General features: G+C 54.6%; 18 protein-coding genes. 4 read left to right on the top strand and 14 right to left on the bottom strand.

Annotated elements, in window-relative coordinates; genetic code table 11:
• Positions 1 to 15: 15 nt before the first annotated feature.
• Positions 16 to 1,041 carry an AraC family transcriptional regulator gene (locus ABYP39_RS04790; protein WP_372748829.1) on the bottom strand — a complete coding sequence of 342 codons (1,026 nt, stop codon included), beginning with the start codon at positions 1,039 to 1,041 and terminating at the stop codon, positions 16 to 18.
• A gap of 171 nt (positions 1,042 to 1,212) precedes the next feature.
• Between ABYP39_RS04790 and ABYP39_RS04785 the strand changes: the two genes are divergently transcribed.
• Positions 1,213 to 2,076 carry a MaoC/PaaZ C-terminal domain-containing protein gene (locus tag ABYP39_RS04785; RefSeq protein ID WP_372781371.1) on the top strand — a complete coding sequence of 288 codons (864 nt, stop codon included), beginning with the start codon at positions 1,213 to 1,215 and terminating at the stop codon, positions 2,074 to 2,076.
• 37 nt (positions 2,077 to 2,113) lie between these two features.
• On the opposite strand, the gene ABYP39_RS04780 is transcribed toward ABYP39_RS04785, so the two are convergent.
• The 5 genes from ABYP39_RS04780 to ABYP39_RS04760 form a co-directional block, all read right to left on the bottom strand.
• The gene (locus ABYP39_RS04780) at positions 2,114 to 3,271 is read right to left on the bottom strand and encodes a helix-turn-helix transcriptional regulator (protein WP_372759435.1); all 1,158 of its coding nucleotides are present in this window, start codon (positions 3,269 to 3,271) and stop codon (positions 2,114 to 2,116) included.
• A gap of 17 nt (positions 3,272 to 3,288) precedes the next feature.
• On the bottom strand, positions 3,289 to 3,648 hold the full coding sequence (locus ABYP39_RS04775; RefSeq protein ID WP_372764907.1) for an SgcJ/EcaC family oxidoreductase: 360 nt from the start codon (positions 3,646 to 3,648) through the stop codon (positions 3,289 to 3,291).
• A gap of 17 nt (positions 3,649 to 3,665) precedes the next feature.
• A complete protein-coding gene (locus tag ABYP39_RS04770; protein WP_372750648.1) occupies positions 3,666 to 4,019 on the bottom strand; it encodes a PilZ domain-containing protein in 354 nt (117 codons plus the stop codon).
• Entirely contained in the window at positions 4,009 to 4,269 is a 261-nt protein-coding gene (locus tag ABYP39_RS04765; protein ID WP_372750647.1) for a hypothetical protein, read from the bottom strand. Before ABYP39_RS04765 ends, ABYP39_RS04770 begins: the two co-directional genes overlap by 11 nt.
• Positions 4,270 to 4,435: 166 nt before the next feature.
• A complete protein-coding gene (locus ABYP39_RS04760) occupies positions 4,436 to 5,221 on the bottom strand; it encodes an SDR family oxidoreductase (RefSeq protein ID WP_372759437.1) in 786 nt (261 codons plus the stop codon).
• Positions 5,222 to 5,402: 181 nt separating this feature from the next.
• Between ABYP39_RS04760 and ABYP39_RS04755 the strand changes: the two genes are divergently transcribed.
• Positions 5,403 to 6,671 carry a sulfotransferase gene (locus ABYP39_RS04755; RefSeq protein ID WP_372781369.1) on the top strand — a complete coding sequence of 423 codons (1,269 nt, stop codon included), beginning with the start codon at positions 5,403 to 5,405 and terminating at the stop codon, positions 6,669 to 6,671.
• Positions 6,672 to 6,920: 249 nt separating this feature from the next.
• Here the strand turns inward: ABYP39_RS04755 and sat are convergent, their stop codons facing one another.
• Together sat and cysC are read right to left on the bottom strand one after the other, a co-directional pair.
• Positions 6,921 to 8,117: a sulfate adenylyltransferase gene (sat, locus tag ABYP39_RS04750; protein WP_372764367.1), complete on the bottom strand. Its 1,197-nt coding sequence runs from the start codon at positions 8,115 to 8,117 to the stop codon at positions 6,921 to 6,923.
• A gap of 42 nt (positions 8,118 to 8,159) precedes the next feature.
• Positions 8,160 to 8,771 carry an adenylyl-sulfate kinase gene (gene cysC, locus ABYP39_RS04745; RefSeq protein WP_372750267.1) on the bottom strand — a complete coding sequence of 204 codons (612 nt, stop codon included), beginning with the start codon at positions 8,769 to 8,771 and terminating at the stop codon, positions 8,160 to 8,162.
• Positions 8,772 to 8,916: 145 nt separating this feature from the next.
• Here cysC and ABYP39_RS04740 point away from each other — a divergent pair, with 145 nt between their 5' ends.
• Entirely contained in the window at positions 8,917 to 9,822 is a 906-nt protein-coding gene (locus ABYP39_RS04740) for a LysR family transcriptional regulator (RefSeq protein ID WP_372781367.1), read from the top strand.
• A 6-nt stretch (positions 9,823 to 9,828) separates the two neighbouring features.
• Here the strand turns inward: ABYP39_RS04740 and ABYP39_RS04735 are convergent, their stop codons facing one another.
• The 6 genes from ABYP39_RS04735 to ABYP39_RS04710 are packed head-to-tail and all read right to left on the bottom strand — an operon-like array spanning position 9,829 to position 15,622.
• The gene (locus ABYP39_RS04735) at positions 9,829 to 10,692 is read right to left on the bottom strand and encodes a DUF1080 domain-containing protein (protein ID WP_372781365.1); all 864 of its coding nucleotides are present in this window, start codon (positions 10,690 to 10,692) and stop codon (positions 9,829 to 9,831) included.
• Positions 10,689 to 11,888 carry an acyl-CoA dehydrogenase gene (locus ABYP39_RS04730; RefSeq protein WP_372750521.1) on the bottom strand — a complete coding sequence of 400 codons (1,200 nt, stop codon included), beginning with the start codon at positions 11,886 to 11,888 and terminating at the stop codon, positions 10,689 to 10,691. Before ABYP39_RS04730 ends, ABYP39_RS04735 begins: the two co-directional genes overlap by 4 nt.
• A 25-nt stretch (positions 11,889 to 11,913) precedes the next feature.
• Positions 11,914 to 12,990: a phosphotransferase gene (locus ABYP39_RS04725; RefSeq protein ID WP_372758688.1), complete on the bottom strand. Its 1,077-nt coding sequence runs from the start codon at positions 12,988 to 12,990 to the stop codon at positions 11,914 to 11,916.
• Between the two features lie 3 nt (positions 12,991 to 12,993).
• Complete coding sequence (locus ABYP39_RS04720; RefSeq protein ID WP_372750109.1) at positions 12,994 to 13,977, bottom strand: NADPH:quinone oxidoreductase family protein; 984 nt, start codon at positions 13,975 to 13,977, stop codon at positions 12,994 to 12,996.
• 32 nt (positions 13,978 to 14,009) lie between these two features.
• Positions 14,010 to 14,837 (bottom strand): SDR family NAD(P)-dependent oxidoreductase, encoded by an 828-nt coding sequence (locus ABYP39_RS04715; RefSeq protein WP_372781363.1) that lies wholly within the window; start codon positions 14,835 to 14,837, stop codon positions 14,010 to 14,012.
• Between the two features lie 14 nt (positions 14,838 to 14,851).
• A complete protein-coding gene (locus ABYP39_RS04710; RefSeq protein WP_372781361.1) occupies positions 14,852 to 15,622 on the bottom strand; it encodes an SDR family oxidoreductase in 771 nt (256 codons plus the stop codon).
• A 127-nt stretch (positions 15,623 to 15,749) separates the two neighbouring features.
• Between ABYP39_RS04710 and ABYP39_RS04705 the strand changes: the two genes are divergently transcribed.
• Positions 15,750 to 16,286, top strand: a 537-nt coding sequence (locus ABYP39_RS04705) for a LysR family transcriptional regulator (protein WP_372781359.1), incomplete at its 3' end; no start/stop codon positions are given.

The following is a 16,286-nucleotide window of genomic DNA, read 5'->3' as shown; positions in this document are numbered from 1 at the left end:
TCTGCGCTGGCGGCGTTACTGCTGCCGGCGCTTGTAGTCTCGATACTCCACTGGCGTCATATCGGTCCAGCGTTTGAAAGCCCGGTAAAAAGTACTCGGCTCGGAAAAGCCGGTCAGATAAACAATATCACCAATGGATTCGTCGGTGCGCGACAGCAGACGCTTTGCAAGATAGCAGCGATAGTCTGACAGCACCTGATTGAAACTGGTCTCGGCCTCGGTAAGCCGAGAGCGCAATACCCTAGGGCTCAACGCCAACCGTCGGGCAATATCGTTGAGTTCCGGCTGCCCCTGCTCCAGTATCTCGGCGATCGCCCGCCGCACCGCTATTACGATATCCTGCTTTTGCAGCTTTAACAGTCGCTCATTGGCAAACTGTTCATGCAGCTGCAACAGCTCAGGTTCCGCCCGGCTGGACGGCATCTGCAAAATCCCCGCATCAAAAACCAGCGCCGGCGAGGTTTGATCAAATCGCACCGGACAGCCAAACAGCGCCTCGTAATCACTAACGGCTGCCGCCGCCGAGTGGTCGAAATGAACGCTATCAGGCGTGAAAGCGTCATTCGTAAGCGCCTTGAAATAGCGGACCAGATACAATACAGCCGCCTCTGTGAAATGACGCGTTTCGGGGGCTTCGGTGACTGCGGAATCTACTTCCAACGAGGCTTGTTCTCCGCGCTCCACCAGCACCCACTGCCAGGCGTCGGACAACAGCCGCTGAAAATTGAGCGTGCGTTTCAGCCCATCTCCAAAGGTGGGGCTACTCAAAAACAGGTATTCCCAAACCTGCCCCTTCTGGAGCGACATGATTTCGGCCAGATGCAGGCCAATGAGTGGGTCGGCACTAACTTCTTCCACGACCTGCCAGAAGCGCTGTTGCGCGGCGTGGGGATAACGGGCGCTATTGTTCTGCAGTAATTCTGAGGTGATATTGCAACGCTCTGCGATCACTGCAACATCCAGCCCCAGCTCTATAAGCGCCGGATAGACCAGTTGTACAATAAAAGAAGAATCCTGCAGATCCAGTGCGGTCTGTGTCATTCTGATTATTCGCCGGGTGATTTTCTCAAGCATCAGCGCTCGGGCAAATTGTGCCAGTGTTGGCTGCGCAATCCAATGACTATTGGCTGTGGCGACACAATCCACGGCTAATGCGGCAAATTACGTCCTGCCGTATTCCAGCTTATACTCGGGCCAAAAGGAGCAAACTGCATGACCATAACACTGAATTTCGACAACCCGCCCGTGATGCCCAAACTGCTGCTGCGGGCGGCGCTGACTCGAAAGGCGAAAAGCCTGAAACCGACTGCGAAGGACGTGCCAACCATTGCGGCCAACCTTTCCCGTCTGCAAATCGACCCGAGCAAACTGCGCAGCTATAACGCGGTTTGCGGCTTTCCCGAGGATTCCGACATTCTGTCGGCCACCTATCCCCATATTGCGGCATTTAGCCTGCATATGGAGATGCTGCTGAACGCACAATTTCCTTTTTCGCCGATGGGTATTGTTCATCTTCGCAATCGCATCGAACAGTTGCGTCCCATTCAGGTCAGTGAAACCTTGAGCCTGCATTGCACGATAAGTGATAGCCGGGATACGGACCTGGGGCTGGAAGTGGACATCGCGACCACAGCCAAAAGTGGCACCGAGGTGGTCTGGACTGATCTGACCACCGTGCTCAAGCGCGCGCCTTCCCGAAGTGGCAAGCCCAAACGCAGCACACTGGAAACCTTCAGCGAACGTGAAGACTGGTCCCTTGCCGCGAACCTGGGGCGGCGATATGCACGAGTTTCCGGTGACTACAACCCCATTCACCTGTTCCCCGCTTCCGCCAAGCTACTCGGCTTCAAACGCCATATAGCCCACGGCATGTGGAGCAAAGCTCGCTGTTTGGCAGCCCTGCAGCCCAAACTCAATGTCGATGCATTTTGTATCGATGTGGAATTCAAAACGCCGGTGTTTTTACCGACACAAGTGGGGCTGCATTACGAGAATTCAGAGCAGGGTATCGCATTTTCGCTGCGCAATGAGGCCGGCAATCGCCCTCATGTTAATGGAAGTTTGCGGGCACTGTAGGCATGTCTATGGCTACAGTAAGCCTGCGGGCTGAACATTAGCGCCCCTTGGTTTCACCGCCTAGGGTCGCCACCGAGTTTAAGATCAGTTGAATCAGCTGAGTCTGCCGGGCAACACCGGTTTTGGAGAATACCGAGCTCAGGTGAGATTTCGCAGTGTTGCGCGATATCCCCAGCTCTTCTGAAGCTTCATCCAGCGTCAGGCCATTGACCAGACGCAAGGCCAGTTTGGATTCTGCGGGGGTAAACCCGAACAGATCAATCAGAATATCACTCGGGGCCTGCCGGGGTTGATGCGGATCACTGACAAAAATAGCGGCCGTGGGATTGCTGCTGCCATCTGAACTTTCAATGGGCGGCAAAGGTCGCACCAGAAGCCCCAGCCCGGTAACAGAGCCACTGTCGGCTATCCGGAAGGCACGCACAAAACCGGGCTCGAAGCGTCGATGGGCCTCCATCACGTCTTCCAGTAAGTTTCGAAATGCCCGGTTCTCCTGATTGTCTCCCACCTGCAACGCCCCCCCAACCTGGCTAAGCCCGCGCCGCTCCTTCAACAGCCCTTCGGCTGCATGGTTCTTGCGCAGCACACGGGCATTACGGTCCAGAATCACGACCCCCATAGCCAGCTTGTCGATGGCATCTTCGTAGAAGGCGCGCTCACTCTCCGTTCTCAGAATCCGCGCGTGCAGCTCGATGGCCAGCTCAAGGTGTGGCAACAGCTGTTTACACAGGGCCTTTTCTGCCTCTCCGAAGTTGTCCCGAGCCTTGGGCCGGGTAATTCTCAATCGGGCACTGAGACCGTCAGGTCCCACCAGATCTGCCCCCATAATATGGCGCACGTCCGATGGCGTGATGTACTCACGATAATATTCTGAGTTGAAAAATTCCGACTCACCCACAAATTCGGCAACCGTAAACACCTCACCCGGCGGCAAATTGACAAAGGGGTCCATCGAAAAATACGTATCGTTATAGGAGTTGAAGATGTGTGGCGACATGACGATGGCGTTAAGCACCACCCCGGAATCACCTTCACGGGGCGGGCGCAGGATCAAGGTCGCATAATTAGCGTTCACAGCCTCGCGAAAAGTGTTGAGAAACGTCTGCCAAGGCGTGTCTTCCAGAGGGCCACGGTACGCGGCCTGGATCAACGCATCCAGCTGAGGAGGAATAATCAGGTTACTACTGGCCACCATTATCCTGCTTAAGAGTGTTATTGGGTAAACGCGGCCATATCGAAATAGTCGCGCCATTTGACAATTTTATCGCCACGAAATTCAAAAACGCCCATCACCGCCAGATCGATGGATTTTCCATTCATCTCAATGCGATCAGTTCGCTCATTCATCACCAGATCGCCCTGCTCTACCTGCTTGTGCACAATAAACTCAATTGAATCGAGCATACCGAGAAAGCCCTCAATAAACGATCGGATTTCAGTCAGCCCGCGATTGGGCGGATCCATCGGAATATTGATGTACTCGGCGTCGTCGGTAAAGAACGACAGAATGGCTTCAAGATCTTTCGCACACCAGGCGTCGTTAAACTGCTGAAGTATGGCTTGTCGTTGCATGCTGCGACCTTATGCTGTTATCGGTTTCTACGGAGAAAGTCGGGATACTTCTGGTGAAGATAGGATTGCTCCGCCATGACCCGGTGCTGGGTTAAACCGCTCACCAGCTGAACCACCACGTTCTTGCCTTCCAGACGCAACACTTTGCCGATGACCGCCTCGCGCTGTTCATCGTGAAAGGCAATTTCACCGGCGACGGACTCGTTCAACGTCAAAGGAATACCGGGCTCCAGAATCAATCGAATTCCGCCCTCGGCAATTTCCACAACCTCATGCTGGCTGCCGCCACAGTGCAACACCGGGCGTTCGTTGGACGGGTATGGCAGCCGAAAATAAGCACGTCGCTGTTCGCCACCCGCGCTATCGCTCATCACCCTTATCCTCGCTGGGACACTCACCTTCAGAATAGTACATCACCTGCTTGTTGCTGCAGGCGTCACAGGCATTTCCGAAGGTTTTATGGTCAACGCTGGGACAGGGTTCCGTCACACAGCGAATCCCGGTATCGATCGCACCGCACACCGGCCGATATTCGCGGGTACACATTTCGGGACGCGGCGAGGTGCATTCCACCGAAGTAGAGGTTGTTTCCTGCTGGCTGCAGGCCGCAACCAGAACCACTAAGCTCAACAATCCCGTTAACCGTGTTCGCACGCCAAATAGTCCCGCTCGAAGTTGGGCAACAGCCTAGCGAACTTTCAGGCAAAGGGACAGACCGCCAACAAAAACCGGGGTCGTATCGAGTATTTTTTAATCGATACGACCCCGGTTTTTTTGAAGCGTGGGGTTAAGGGAGGTATTCGCCGCCGTTGACGTCGAGGGCAGCGCCAGTGATGGCTCGGGCGTAATCGGAGGCCAGGAAGATGGCTGCCTTGGCGCAATCACCATCTTCCGGAATCACCCGCAACGGGATGTTCTGGGCAACGGCGGCTTTCTGCTCTTCTACCGATATGCCGGTCGCCTCTGCCTGCTGTTTCATATAGCCCTCTACCGGAGGCCCCCACATCCAGCCCATGTAGGTGGAGTTCACCCGGATGTTATAGGGGCCGAGCTCCAACGCCAGATGCTGGGTGGCGCTGGACAAAGCGGCCTTGGAAGCGCCGTAGCCTGCCTGCGTCTGCAACGGCCGGCGGGTAACCATGGTGTTAATCATGACAATTGAACCGCCGCCTTGCTTTTTCATATGCGGAACCACCTGCAGGGTGAGGTTCATGGTGCCAAACAGATTGACATCCATTGCCTCGCGCCAGCCGTCGAGGTCTGCATTTTCAACGACATCGAAGGCACCGGGGTTGTAGGCGCTGTTGATCAGCACATCGATTCGGCCATAGGCCTCAAGGGTTTTGGTGACCAGATTTTCACACTGCGCTTTATCGGAAATATCGGTGGGCACTTTAAGTATCGGGGTATCTAGACCCGCTTCGCGGATTTCCTGCTCAGCGGCATCGAGTTTGCTAGCCGTACGAGCGCAGATAGCGAGTTTGGCGCCCTGCTGGGCCGCTTCGAGTGCGAGTTCATGGCCCAGACCCGGACCAATGCCCGACACAATCACCACTTTATCGTTAAGTAACATAGAAAAACCTGCTGCATTGCTTACTGTTATGAGTTCTAAATCCTAGAATAGCAGCTGTTGTCAGGCACCACCCAAACGGATGGCCAGCTACCGAGTGCTGAACAAATGGTATAGTCGCTCTATCATCACTACCGTCACTATCGACACACTGGTAACAAGAACAGGCCGGATTTAACCAACCATGAAAAAACCGAAGCGCCCCTTCGCCATCGCCGCCATTAACTCTTTGGGAGGGCTGTTGATGAAAGCCGGCATGCGTGATCCGCTGAGTGCCGATGACCTGATGCAGCAGGCTATGCGCAACACGCAACTTTCGGACTTCGGCGACATTGATTTTCTGCCTGCACTGGAACAGCTCTGCGTGGCCCTGGAAACCGAGGCGAAGCTGAATTTTATCGGCCGAAAAATTGCCCGCGGTTCCCTACTCTCGCTCCTTGAGCGCCGCCTGAAAATCATTAATTACAGCACCCGAACACCGGCTGTTAAACAACAGCACATTCGCAAACCATTGTTTATCGCCGGCATGCCACGCACTGGCACCACCATACTGTTTGAGCTGCTGTCGCAAGACCCCCACCACCGCTTCCCGCTCAGCTGGGAGGTAGAAAACCCGATTCCGCCAGCCACCGAGGACTCCCTGCACAACGACCCGCGCATTGCGCTCGCCGAAAAACAATTTGAGCAGGTGGAGCAGCTGGTTCCCGGATTCAACGCCATGCACGAGATTGGCGCCACCCTTCCCCAGGAGTGCGTGGCGATTCTGGCGGCACATTTTATGAGCGAGCAATGGGTGGTGTCGTACAACATTCCCTCCTACCGTCGCTGGCTGATGCAGCGAGATTTTCGCAAAGCCTATGAATGGCATCGCCTGTGCCTGCAGGTAATGCAATCCGGCTACGGCGAAAACAAACGCTGGCTACTGAAAACACCGCCTCACATCGGTTATCTGGAAACGATTCTTGAGGTTTACCCAGATGCCTGCATTATCCAGACTCACCGCGAGCCGATGCAGGTGTTGGCATCGCTTTCCAGCCTGACCTGTTCACTGCGCACGTTGGCCAGCGACAAGATTGACCCGGTGGCTGTTGGCCAGGATGAGTTGCACAACTGGCAGGACTTCTTGCAGCGCGGCGTCAAGGCTCGCAGCAAGCTGGCAGAAAATCATTCGCATCAATTCTTCGATATTCGCTTTGACGATATTGTGCAGCGTCCTCTGGCGGTGATTGAATCCATGTATCACTACTTCGGGTTTGATTTTACGCCAGAGCTGAAACAGAAAATGCAGGACTATCTCGACAACCGTCCCCGAGACAAGCACGGCCAGCATCGTTACGAAGCGGCAGATTACGGTTTGGATGCTGAGCGCGACGGGGCGGGATTTGCTAGCTATTCCCAGCGCTATCTGGGGGCAAGTGCCGAGGCACCTATCCCCGAATCAAGCACGGAATAATACCGCGCTACTTAACCTGAAATAACAGCGTTCTTACAACCAGCCAACATGACAACGCTACAAAAAGACAACAGCAGTAAGCCGACTGCCCTCATTAAACAACGCTAAAGATTATTGTTATCGACGCTCGAAAGGTGCAAAGCCTACGCGAAGTTGGCAAGCGTACACAGTAAGTACATTGATTGCCGGACGCACCAATAAAAAACCCGGCAACATGGCCGGGTTTTTAAACTGAGTAGCTGTGTTAGCTTACTTTTTGGCGTCCAGTTCCTGATAGTAATCCATCAGAATTTTGGCGACTTCAGGACGAGAAAACTCAGGCGGTGGCGCAATGCCCTGACCCAGCATTTCTCGAACCTTGGTACCAGAAAGCAACACAAAATCTTCTTTGCTGTGGTCTGGCGCATCGCGCATCATCACCACTTTGTTCAGCTTCTTCGAGTACGCCGTGTGATCTGCTTTGTAGATCTCAATACCCAGAGCATCAGCGGGCACTTTCTCATCGAAGATAGTCTGAGCGTCAAATGCGCCGTAGTAATCGCCAACACCAGCATGGTCGCGGCCAACAATCAGGTGGGTACAACCACAGTTTTGGCGAAATACCGCGTGCAGTACCGCTTCGCGCGGGCCAGCGTAAAGCATATCGAAACCGTAACCGGTGACCATGGCACTGTTTGGCGGAAAGTAGATTTCAACCATTTTGCGGATGGCGGCATCGCGCACATCAGCAGGAATATCACCGGGCTTCAGTTTACCCAGCAGCATATGAATCAGTACGCCGTCTGCACCAAGCTGCTCGCGCGCCATATGGCACAGCTCTTCGTGTGCACGGTGCATCGGGTTACGCGTTTGGAAGGCCACTACAGTTTCCCAGCCGCGCTCGGCGATTTCATTGCGGATCTCAACAGCCGTGCGGAAAGTATCGGGGAAATCCGTCTGGAAGTACGAGAAGTTCAGCACTTCAATTGGGCCAGACAGCAGCGTATTGCCCAGGCTTTTGAAGGTTTTCACGCCGGGGTGCTCGGGGTCGAGCGTGCCGAAAATGTTTTCCGCCATAAGATCGATCTGCTCGGCGCTGACCGTTTCAACCGCGTCTACATTCATCACCGCCAGAACCGGGTGGCCATCAACGTTGGGGTCGCGCAGGGCAATGCGGCTGCCCGCTTCGATACCTTCTGCAGATTCAGTCAGGTTAACCACCGGCACTGGCCAGAACAGCCCGTCCGCAGTACGCATGTTTTCCGCTACACTCAGGGAGTCAGCCAGATTCATGTAGCCGCCAAGCGGGGTGAAGTAGCCCGCGCCCAGCATTACCGCGTTAGCCGCAGCTGCAGAATTCAGCAGCATTGAGGGCAGTGTTTTTGCTTCCTCTTGCAGGGCCTGGTGTTTTTCCGTGTCGTATGCAAATAACGGCTTAAGCTCTTCAGCGCCGTGGGGTTTAATCATTGTGTCGCTCCGTATGTATGATCAACGTGCTATGTTCAAACGTTAAAGAATGCCGCGTTTGCTCATTTCTTCGAGCAGTACTTCCACTTCTTTCTCAAGGCTCATCTCGTGGCTGTTCAGTACCACTTCGGCCTGGCTGGGCGCCTCGTAGGGGTCATCGATACCGGTAAAATTCTTGATCTCGCCAGCACGGGCTTTCTTGTAAAGGCCCTTGGGGTCGCGCTCTTCAGCAACTGACAACGGCACATCAACGAAAATTTCCATGAAATCCATGTCACTCTGGGCATGCAGCTCACGCACTTGGTCGCGGTCGGCACGGTAGGGGCTGACAAAACTGGACAGGACAATCACGCCAGTATCCACAAACAGTTTGGCGATCTCGCCGATGCGGCGGATGTTTTCTGCCCGATCTTCAGCAGAGAAACCCAGATTTTTGTTAATACCCAGACGGACGTTGTCACCGTCGAGGCGGTAGCACAGGTGCCCTTTTTCCATCAACGCCTTTTCCAGCGCTACAGCAACCGTGCTTTTACCCGAGCCAGACAGACCGGTGAACCAGAGGGTAGCTCCCTTCTGCTTCAACAGTTTCTGGCGGTCTTCACGGGTAACTTCCCCATCGTGCCAGTGCACATTCGTTGCTTTCTGCTCGGCCATTGTGTTCTCCAAAGATGTGTAAGCGGGCAGTGCGCGCCCGGACAATTCAGGGGCGCATGTTACGCACCTACTAGCCATTAGTAAAACGGGTTATTACAATAGTCAGTATCGATTTTTTCGATACTAAACGAGAGCCGGAGGCACCATGAATTTCACCCTGCGTCAGTTAGGCATCTTTCTGGCCGTTGCACGTCATGAGAATGTGAGCCGCGCGGCGCAGGACCTGAACCTGTCGCAGTCTGCCGCCAGCGCGGCGCTGCAAACGCTTGAGCAAAATTACGGCATGACCCTGTTTGAGCGCCAGGGCAACAAGCTCACCCTCAACTCTGTTGGTCACAGTCTGCGGAAAGAGGCGGAAACGCTGTACGCCCACTGCCAGCAATTCGACCAGGTACTGCAACAGCATGGCGACCTCGGGCACCTCAAGGTAGGTGCCAGCTTTACCATCGGCAATTATCTGGTCGTCAGATATCTGGCCGACTATCTGGCCCACTACCCCGACGCCGATGTGGATCTGACGACCTCCAATACCCCCGATATCGTCGCCAAAGTGCTGAACTACGAAGTGGATGTCGGCATGATCGAGCGCGAGGTTCAACACCGGGATCTGGAGCTGATTCCCTGGATGGAAGACGAGCTGATCGTCTTCTGCGCCGCCAGTCACCCACTAGCCCGCAAGGGCACACTGGGTAACAAAGACATCCGCGCCGCGCGCTGGATACTTCGCGAACCCAATTCGGGTGCCCGCCACACCTTCGATCACGCCATGGCCGAGTTGCTGCCGGATATCAATATCTATCGTGAGTTTCACCACAACGAGGCCATCAAGAGCGCGGTGGAATCGGGGCTCGGCATCGGCTGCCTGTCACAGGTGGTCGTGCAGAATGATTTTCGAAACGGTACGCTGGTGCCGCTCAAACTGAGCCGTCGCGACATGCGCCGTCGGTTTTACTTTGCGCTGCCCCGCAAACGCTACCAAAAGTCGGCAGTCGACTACTGGATTAATTTATGCCGCCAATCAACGGATAGCGGCGATAATCGTTCTGAATAAGCGTGTTTATTGCGACTTGTCGCTCTTGGGACAATGTTCAGTAGGTGACTTTTGCAACGGGCGCAGCTTGATATTGCGGTACCAGACATAATCACCGTGATCTTGCAGCAGGATATGGCCGCGCTCGGCCTGGCCGTAGCCCGCACGCTTGGCAAACTTGCTTTGGGCCACCAATTCATCCCACATTTCTCCACAGCGATGAATATCCACAACCTTGACACCGTTTAACCAATGCTGGATGTGGCTTCCCACCACACGTATACGAGCGGTATTCCATTCACCTACTGGGCGACTGGCGTCCTCATTGCTGGCTACCAGATCGTACAGGTCTCCCGCGCGATGGGTGTGGGTTTTGCCGTCGGCATGGCCATCGTTGTCCAGCACCTGCATTTCCAATCCCAGACGCCAGGGAAGATCGTTATTGTCACGGGGTAGCAGATAGAAAATGCCACTGTTGCCACCGGCGGAGATTTTCCAGTCGATACTGAGCTCAAAGTTCTCGAACTGCCGTTCGGTCATCAAATCAAGCAAGGGATGCTTTTGAAAGGGATTGATAAAGTTGAGAGCGTAGCGAAATTCGGAGACATCACGCACCATTTTCAAGGTGCCCTGCTCAATTTCCCAGCCATTCACAGGATCACCGGGCGCGGCCCCGTAATTGCGCCAGCCATCGAAAGTTGTGCCGTCGAAAAGCAGTTGCCAACCTTGTGCGGCTTCGTCTTCCGTTAGCGTGTTGGCTGACAGGACTGGCATCGCATACAGTGCCAGAACCAGCCACTGCAACAGGCGCAGAGTGATTCGCCAGCAGGCCTGGCCCCCGCACCGGGTTAACGGCGCGGGAGCCAGCCCTGCAAGCGAGATCAATTTCACCCCCGCAATTCCATCTTCGCAATCTGGTTGCGATGCACTTCATCGGGACCGTCAGCCAGTCGCAGGGTTCGCGCATTGGCGTAGGCATAGGACAGACCAAAGTCGTCGCTGACACCGCCGCCGCCATGAGCCTGAATGGCCCAATCAATGACCTGACAGGCCATTTGTGGCGCTGCCACTTTGATCATACCAATCTCTTTGGCCGCAACCTTGTTGCCAACAGTATCCATTTTCCAAGCTGCGTTCAGCACCAGAAAACGGGTCTGATCGATCATGATACGCGCCTCGGCAATGCGTTCTGCCCAGACGGTCTGAAGTGCAACCGGCTTACCAAACGCCACCCGGCTTTTCAGGCGGTCGCACATTTTTTCCAGTGCACGTTCAGCCAGCCCAATCAGACGCATGCAGTGGTGAATACGGCCCGGCCCAAGGCGACCTTGAGCTATTTCGAAACCACGGCCTTCACCCAGCAGCATATTGCTGACAGGAACCCGTACATTTTCAAACAGAATTTCTGCATGTCCGTGGGGTGCATCGTCAAAACCAAATACCGGCAGATGGCGCAGAATTTTCACTCCGGGTGTATCGCGCGGTACCAGAATCATCGACTGCTGCTTGTGGCGGTTTTCGTTGTCGGGATCGGTTTTACCCATAAAGATAAAAATCTTGCAGCGTGGATCGTTGCCACCTGACGACCACCATTTGCGACCATTAATCACATATTCGTCGCCATCGCGAACGATTGAGCTCTCGATATTCGTCGCGTCACTGGACGCGACTGCAGGCTCGGTCATGGCAAAGCAGGAGCGAATTTCACCTTCCAGCAGCGGTTCAAGCCACTGCTTTTTGTGTTCTTCGGTACCATAGCGCGCCAGTACTTCCATATTGCCGGTATCAGGGGCGTTACAGTTAAATACTTCCGGTGCCCAAATCACACGACCCATCAGTTCACACAAGGGCGCGTACTCAAGATTGGTTAAGCCAGCACCGTGCTCTGATTCCGGCAAGAAAAGATTCCACAGACCAGCTTCCTTGGCCTTTGGCTTCAGTTCCTCAATCACGGCCGTGGGCTCCCAACGATCACCTTCGGCAACCTCTTCCATAAAGCGCTGCTCATTGGGATAAATATGCTCGTCCATAAAGGCACTGACGCGCGCAATGAGTTCCTGGGTCTTTTCTGAGTATTCAAAATTCATAATAGTTCTCCTTGGACGCTCGGCATTAGCCGCGCGCTTTGATTTTTTCTACTTGCTGCCAGGCCATTTCAGCCAGAGGCTTTGCCGCCGATCCCATTTGTTCGGCTTGTTTACTTGACGCAGTCCCGGCTTTCACACGTCCCATAATGCCCTGCAGAATGCCTGCCAGCCGGAACATGTTGTAAGCCATGTAAAAATCCCAGTGACTGGGGTCAATGGTTTTACCGGTGCGCGAACAATAGGCCTGAATATGTTCCTGCTCTGAGGGAATACCAATGCTTTTCAGGTCTACGCCAGCAAGCCCGCGAAAGGCACCTTTAGGGATGTGCCAGGTCATGCAGTGGTAAGCGAAATCTGCCAGCGGATGCCCCAGGGTAGACAGCTCCCAATCCAGCACGGCCACTATTCGCGGCTCGGTGGGATGCAGCATCACGTTGTCCAGCCGGAAGTCACCATGCACTATCGCGGTATCGTCACCGGGCGGAATATTTTCAGGAAGCCATTCAATCAAACGATCCATCGCGTCGATTTTTTCTGTCTCCGAAGCCTTGTACTGCTTGGTCCAGCGACTGATCTGTCGGGCAAAATAATTGCCCGCCTTGCCGTAGTCTTCCAGACCGATCGCCTTATAATCGACGTTGTGCAAGGCCGCGATCACACGGTTCATATCTTCGAAGATGGCGGTGCGCTCGCCGGGGCTCAAATCAGGCAGCTCCGGGTCCCACAGTACTCGGCCGTCCACACAGTCCATGATGTAGAACGCCGTACCGATCACCGATTCGTCTTCACAAAGGCAATAAGTTTTCGCCACCGGCACGTCGGTTTCAGCAAGCGCTGTAATTACGGTGTATTCGCGGTCTACCGCATGCGCCGAGGCGAGCAGCTCACCCGGTGGCTTGCGCCGCAATACGTAATTTTTTCCACCGGCTGACAGCTTGTAGGTCGGGTTAGACTGGCCACCCTTGAATTGTGAAACTTCCAGCTCACCACTGAAACCCTCCACATGCTCCTGCATATAAGACTGCAGTCTCGCCACATCGAACTGATGCTTCTCCTGCACGGCCATGGTACCGGCAAAGGTGTTTGCAATTTTGTCAGCCATGACTTACTCCTTACCCGGCACAATCACAACCTTGCCGGACACTTTCCGGTCCATCAGAGCGCGAATCGCTTTCGGGCCCTCTTCGAGAGAATAGGTGCCCGCGATATGCGGCTTGAGCTTGCCGGCTTGCAACAACTCAAACAGCGCGAAAAGGTCGTTGATATTATTGTTAGGTTCGCGTTTTACATAGTCACCCCAGAAAACACCACAGATTGAACTGCCCTTAAGCAGAGTAAGATTCAAGGGGATTTTCGGAATTTCACCGTTGGCGAAACCAATCACCAGAAAACGGCCGCGCCAGCCGGTGGAGCGCAGGGCAATTTCACTGAAGGGGCCACCGACCGGGTCGTAAACCACGTCGACACCCTTGCCGCCAGTAAGCTCTTTCAGGCGCGCCTTCATGTCTTCGGTTTCGTAGTTCAGCAACTCGTCAGCGCCGTGGTCTTTGCAGACCGCAAGCTTTTCAGCAGTAGATGCCGCCGCAATAACGCGTGCACCGAGCGCCTTGCCGATTTCGATGGCAGCCAGGCCGACACCGCCGGATGCACCAAGCACCAACAGGGTTTCGCCTTCTTTAAGCTGCCCGCGATCTACCAGCGCGTGGTAGGACGTGGCATAGGTCATAACAAAGGCTGAAGCCGTTACATAATCCATGCCTTCCGGCATGGGAATCACGGCCGAGGCATCGGCGCATACCTGCTCGGCAAAGGCGCCCCAGCCCGTGAAAGCAATAACACTGTCGCCGGGTTTAACATGCTTCACACCTTCGCCAACACTTTTTACTACGCCGGCACATTCGCCACCCGCAGAAAACGGCAGCTCGGGTTTGAACTGGTAAAGGTTCTGAATAATCAGGGTGTCGGGAAAGTTTACGGCGGCCGCTTTAACTTCCAGTACAACCTGCCCTTTTCCGGCCTCGAGGTCTGCAACCTCATCTACCACCAGCTTCTCTGGCAATCCGTGCTCTTTGCACAACAATGCTTTCATGATTGGCTCCTTATATTTTTATCGGCCCACAATCAACCCAGGGGGCTGGTGGGGTTGCGACCTTCGAGAATGTCGGTCATGCGCAATTCAACACTCTTGCGCGCACCCTTGTGCGGCAGAATATAAAAGCGATTGGCTTTGACACCTTCCAAGGTAACGCGGGCAATATCTTCAGCAGATAGCTTACCTGCCTCGATCGCTGCGCGAACAAACTCTGCGAATTGCTTCCCTTCCGGGTTGCTGGCACTCAATTTCTGCGGGCGGTTACGTTCAGAATCCGCAATACCCGTTTTGAAGAAGGCCGGGCACAGAACAGAAACACCTATCTCCGCCTTGGCAATCTGCAGGTCGTGGTACAGGCATTCGGAGAGCGTGACGACACTGTGTTTCGATACACAGTAAACACCGGAACCTGGCACAGAGGTCAGACCTGCCAGCGACGCCGTGCTAACCACATGCGCCGGTTCGCCCTGCTCCAGCATGCGCGGTACAAAGGCCTGAATGCCATGAACCACACCCATCACATTCACGCCCATCACCCACTCCCATTCATCGGCGGTGCTGCTCCAGACCGGACCGGAAGCAGCCACCCCGGCATTGTTAAACAGCAGGTGGGCTTTACCGAAGGTGTCGTAAGCGAGGTCGGCCAGCGCATCGAGTTCGCTGCGTTTGGATACATCAACCTTACGGCTGACGCTTTCGGTGTCGGGCAGCATGGCGCGGGTTTCTGCCAGCCCCTTTTCGTCGACATCCGCCAATACCAGCTTCATGCCTTCAGCGGCGCACTGCTTGGCCAACTCACGACCCAGACCGCTGCCCGCGCCAGTAATTATGGCTACGCGATTTTTCAATTCCTGCATGATCTGAACTCCGATTAGGCTGTGAGATATCCACCGTCTACCGCCAGCGTTGCGCCGGTCGTATAGCTTGAGGCATCAGACACCAGGTACAGCACCGAACCCGCCATTTCACTGGGGTCGGCAATACGTTTCATGGGTACATGCGCCATGGCGTGCTCGCGTATTTCATCGTTGGTGACCAGCGCTGACGCGAACTTGGTGTCGGTCATGCCCGGCAGCAGCGCATTGACGCGTACACCCATTAGTGCACATTCCTTGGCAAAGGCCTTGGTCATGGAAATAACAGCCGCTTTGGTAATGGAGTAGATACCCTGCATGTCGCCTGGAATCACACCGTTTACCGACGCAACATTAACGATGGCGCCACCACCGTTCTCCGCCATCAGCTTGACGCCGTACTGGGACATATAAAAATAGCCGCGAATGTTCACGTCTACCGTCTTCTGAAACTTGGACACTTCCGTATTGACGATGGGACCAAAATCCGGGTTGGTCGCCGCGTTGTTCACCAAAATATCCAGGCGTCCGTGCTGCTCACGAATATATGCGAAAACGGCCTCGATCTGTTCCATTTCGCCAATATGGCAGGCAAATGCCTCTGCTTTGCCACCGTTTTCACGGATAGAAGCTGCGACAGCCTCACAACCATCGATCTTGCGGCTGGAGACAATGACCGTCGCACCGTGCTGAGCCAACAGACGGGAAATGGCTTCGCCAATGCCCCGGCTCGCACCGGTAACCAGAGCGACTTTGCCACTGAGGTCGAAAGTTGTAGACGTTTCCATGCGTAAAACTCCCTGAACAGGTTTTATTAACGTGCCAGCAGCTTAGTCAGCCACCAACTATTATTCCAATCAATTAGAGTTATCGCTTAATATAAATATCATGCATAGTTAATGCGGAGCCCGCCCCATGCACATCAACAGAGTCGATCTGAATCTGCTGGTTGTCTTTGACGCCATTTACAGCGAAGGCGGGATTACCCGTGCCGCAGAAAAGCTTCATCTCACGCAGCCAGCGGTGAGCCACTCACTAGGCCGCCTGCGCGACCTGTTTGACGACCCCCTGTTTGAACGGGACGGGCGCCTGATGATGCCCACGCCGAAGGCTCGCAGCCACATTGGCACCGTGCGTCGCTCCCTACGGGAACTACAGATCATGTTCAACGATATTGAGCGCTTCGATGCAACCAGCAGCGACCGGGCATTTACAATTGGCATGCGGGATCTGCTGGAGGTAAATCTGTTGCCGGCGCTAGCCACCCGCATTGCCAAAACAGCGCCGGAATTGACCGTGGCCTCGGTACGACTAAATCGCCCCGATCTGGAGTCAGAGCTGGCCACCGGATCACTGGATGTAGCGATCGATGTACTGCAACCCGTGTCAGATGACATTTCCTATCAGCGCTTCGCACAGGATCGCATGGTGGTGCTGGCCCGCCCCCATCAC

It is taken from the genome of Litorivivens sp., from assembly GCF_041625495.1.
GTDB lineage: Bacteria > Pseudomonadota > Gammaproteobacteria > Pseudomonadales > Spongiibacteraceae > Litorivivens.
This window is presented reverse-complemented; position numbering and strand designations above follow the sequence as displayed.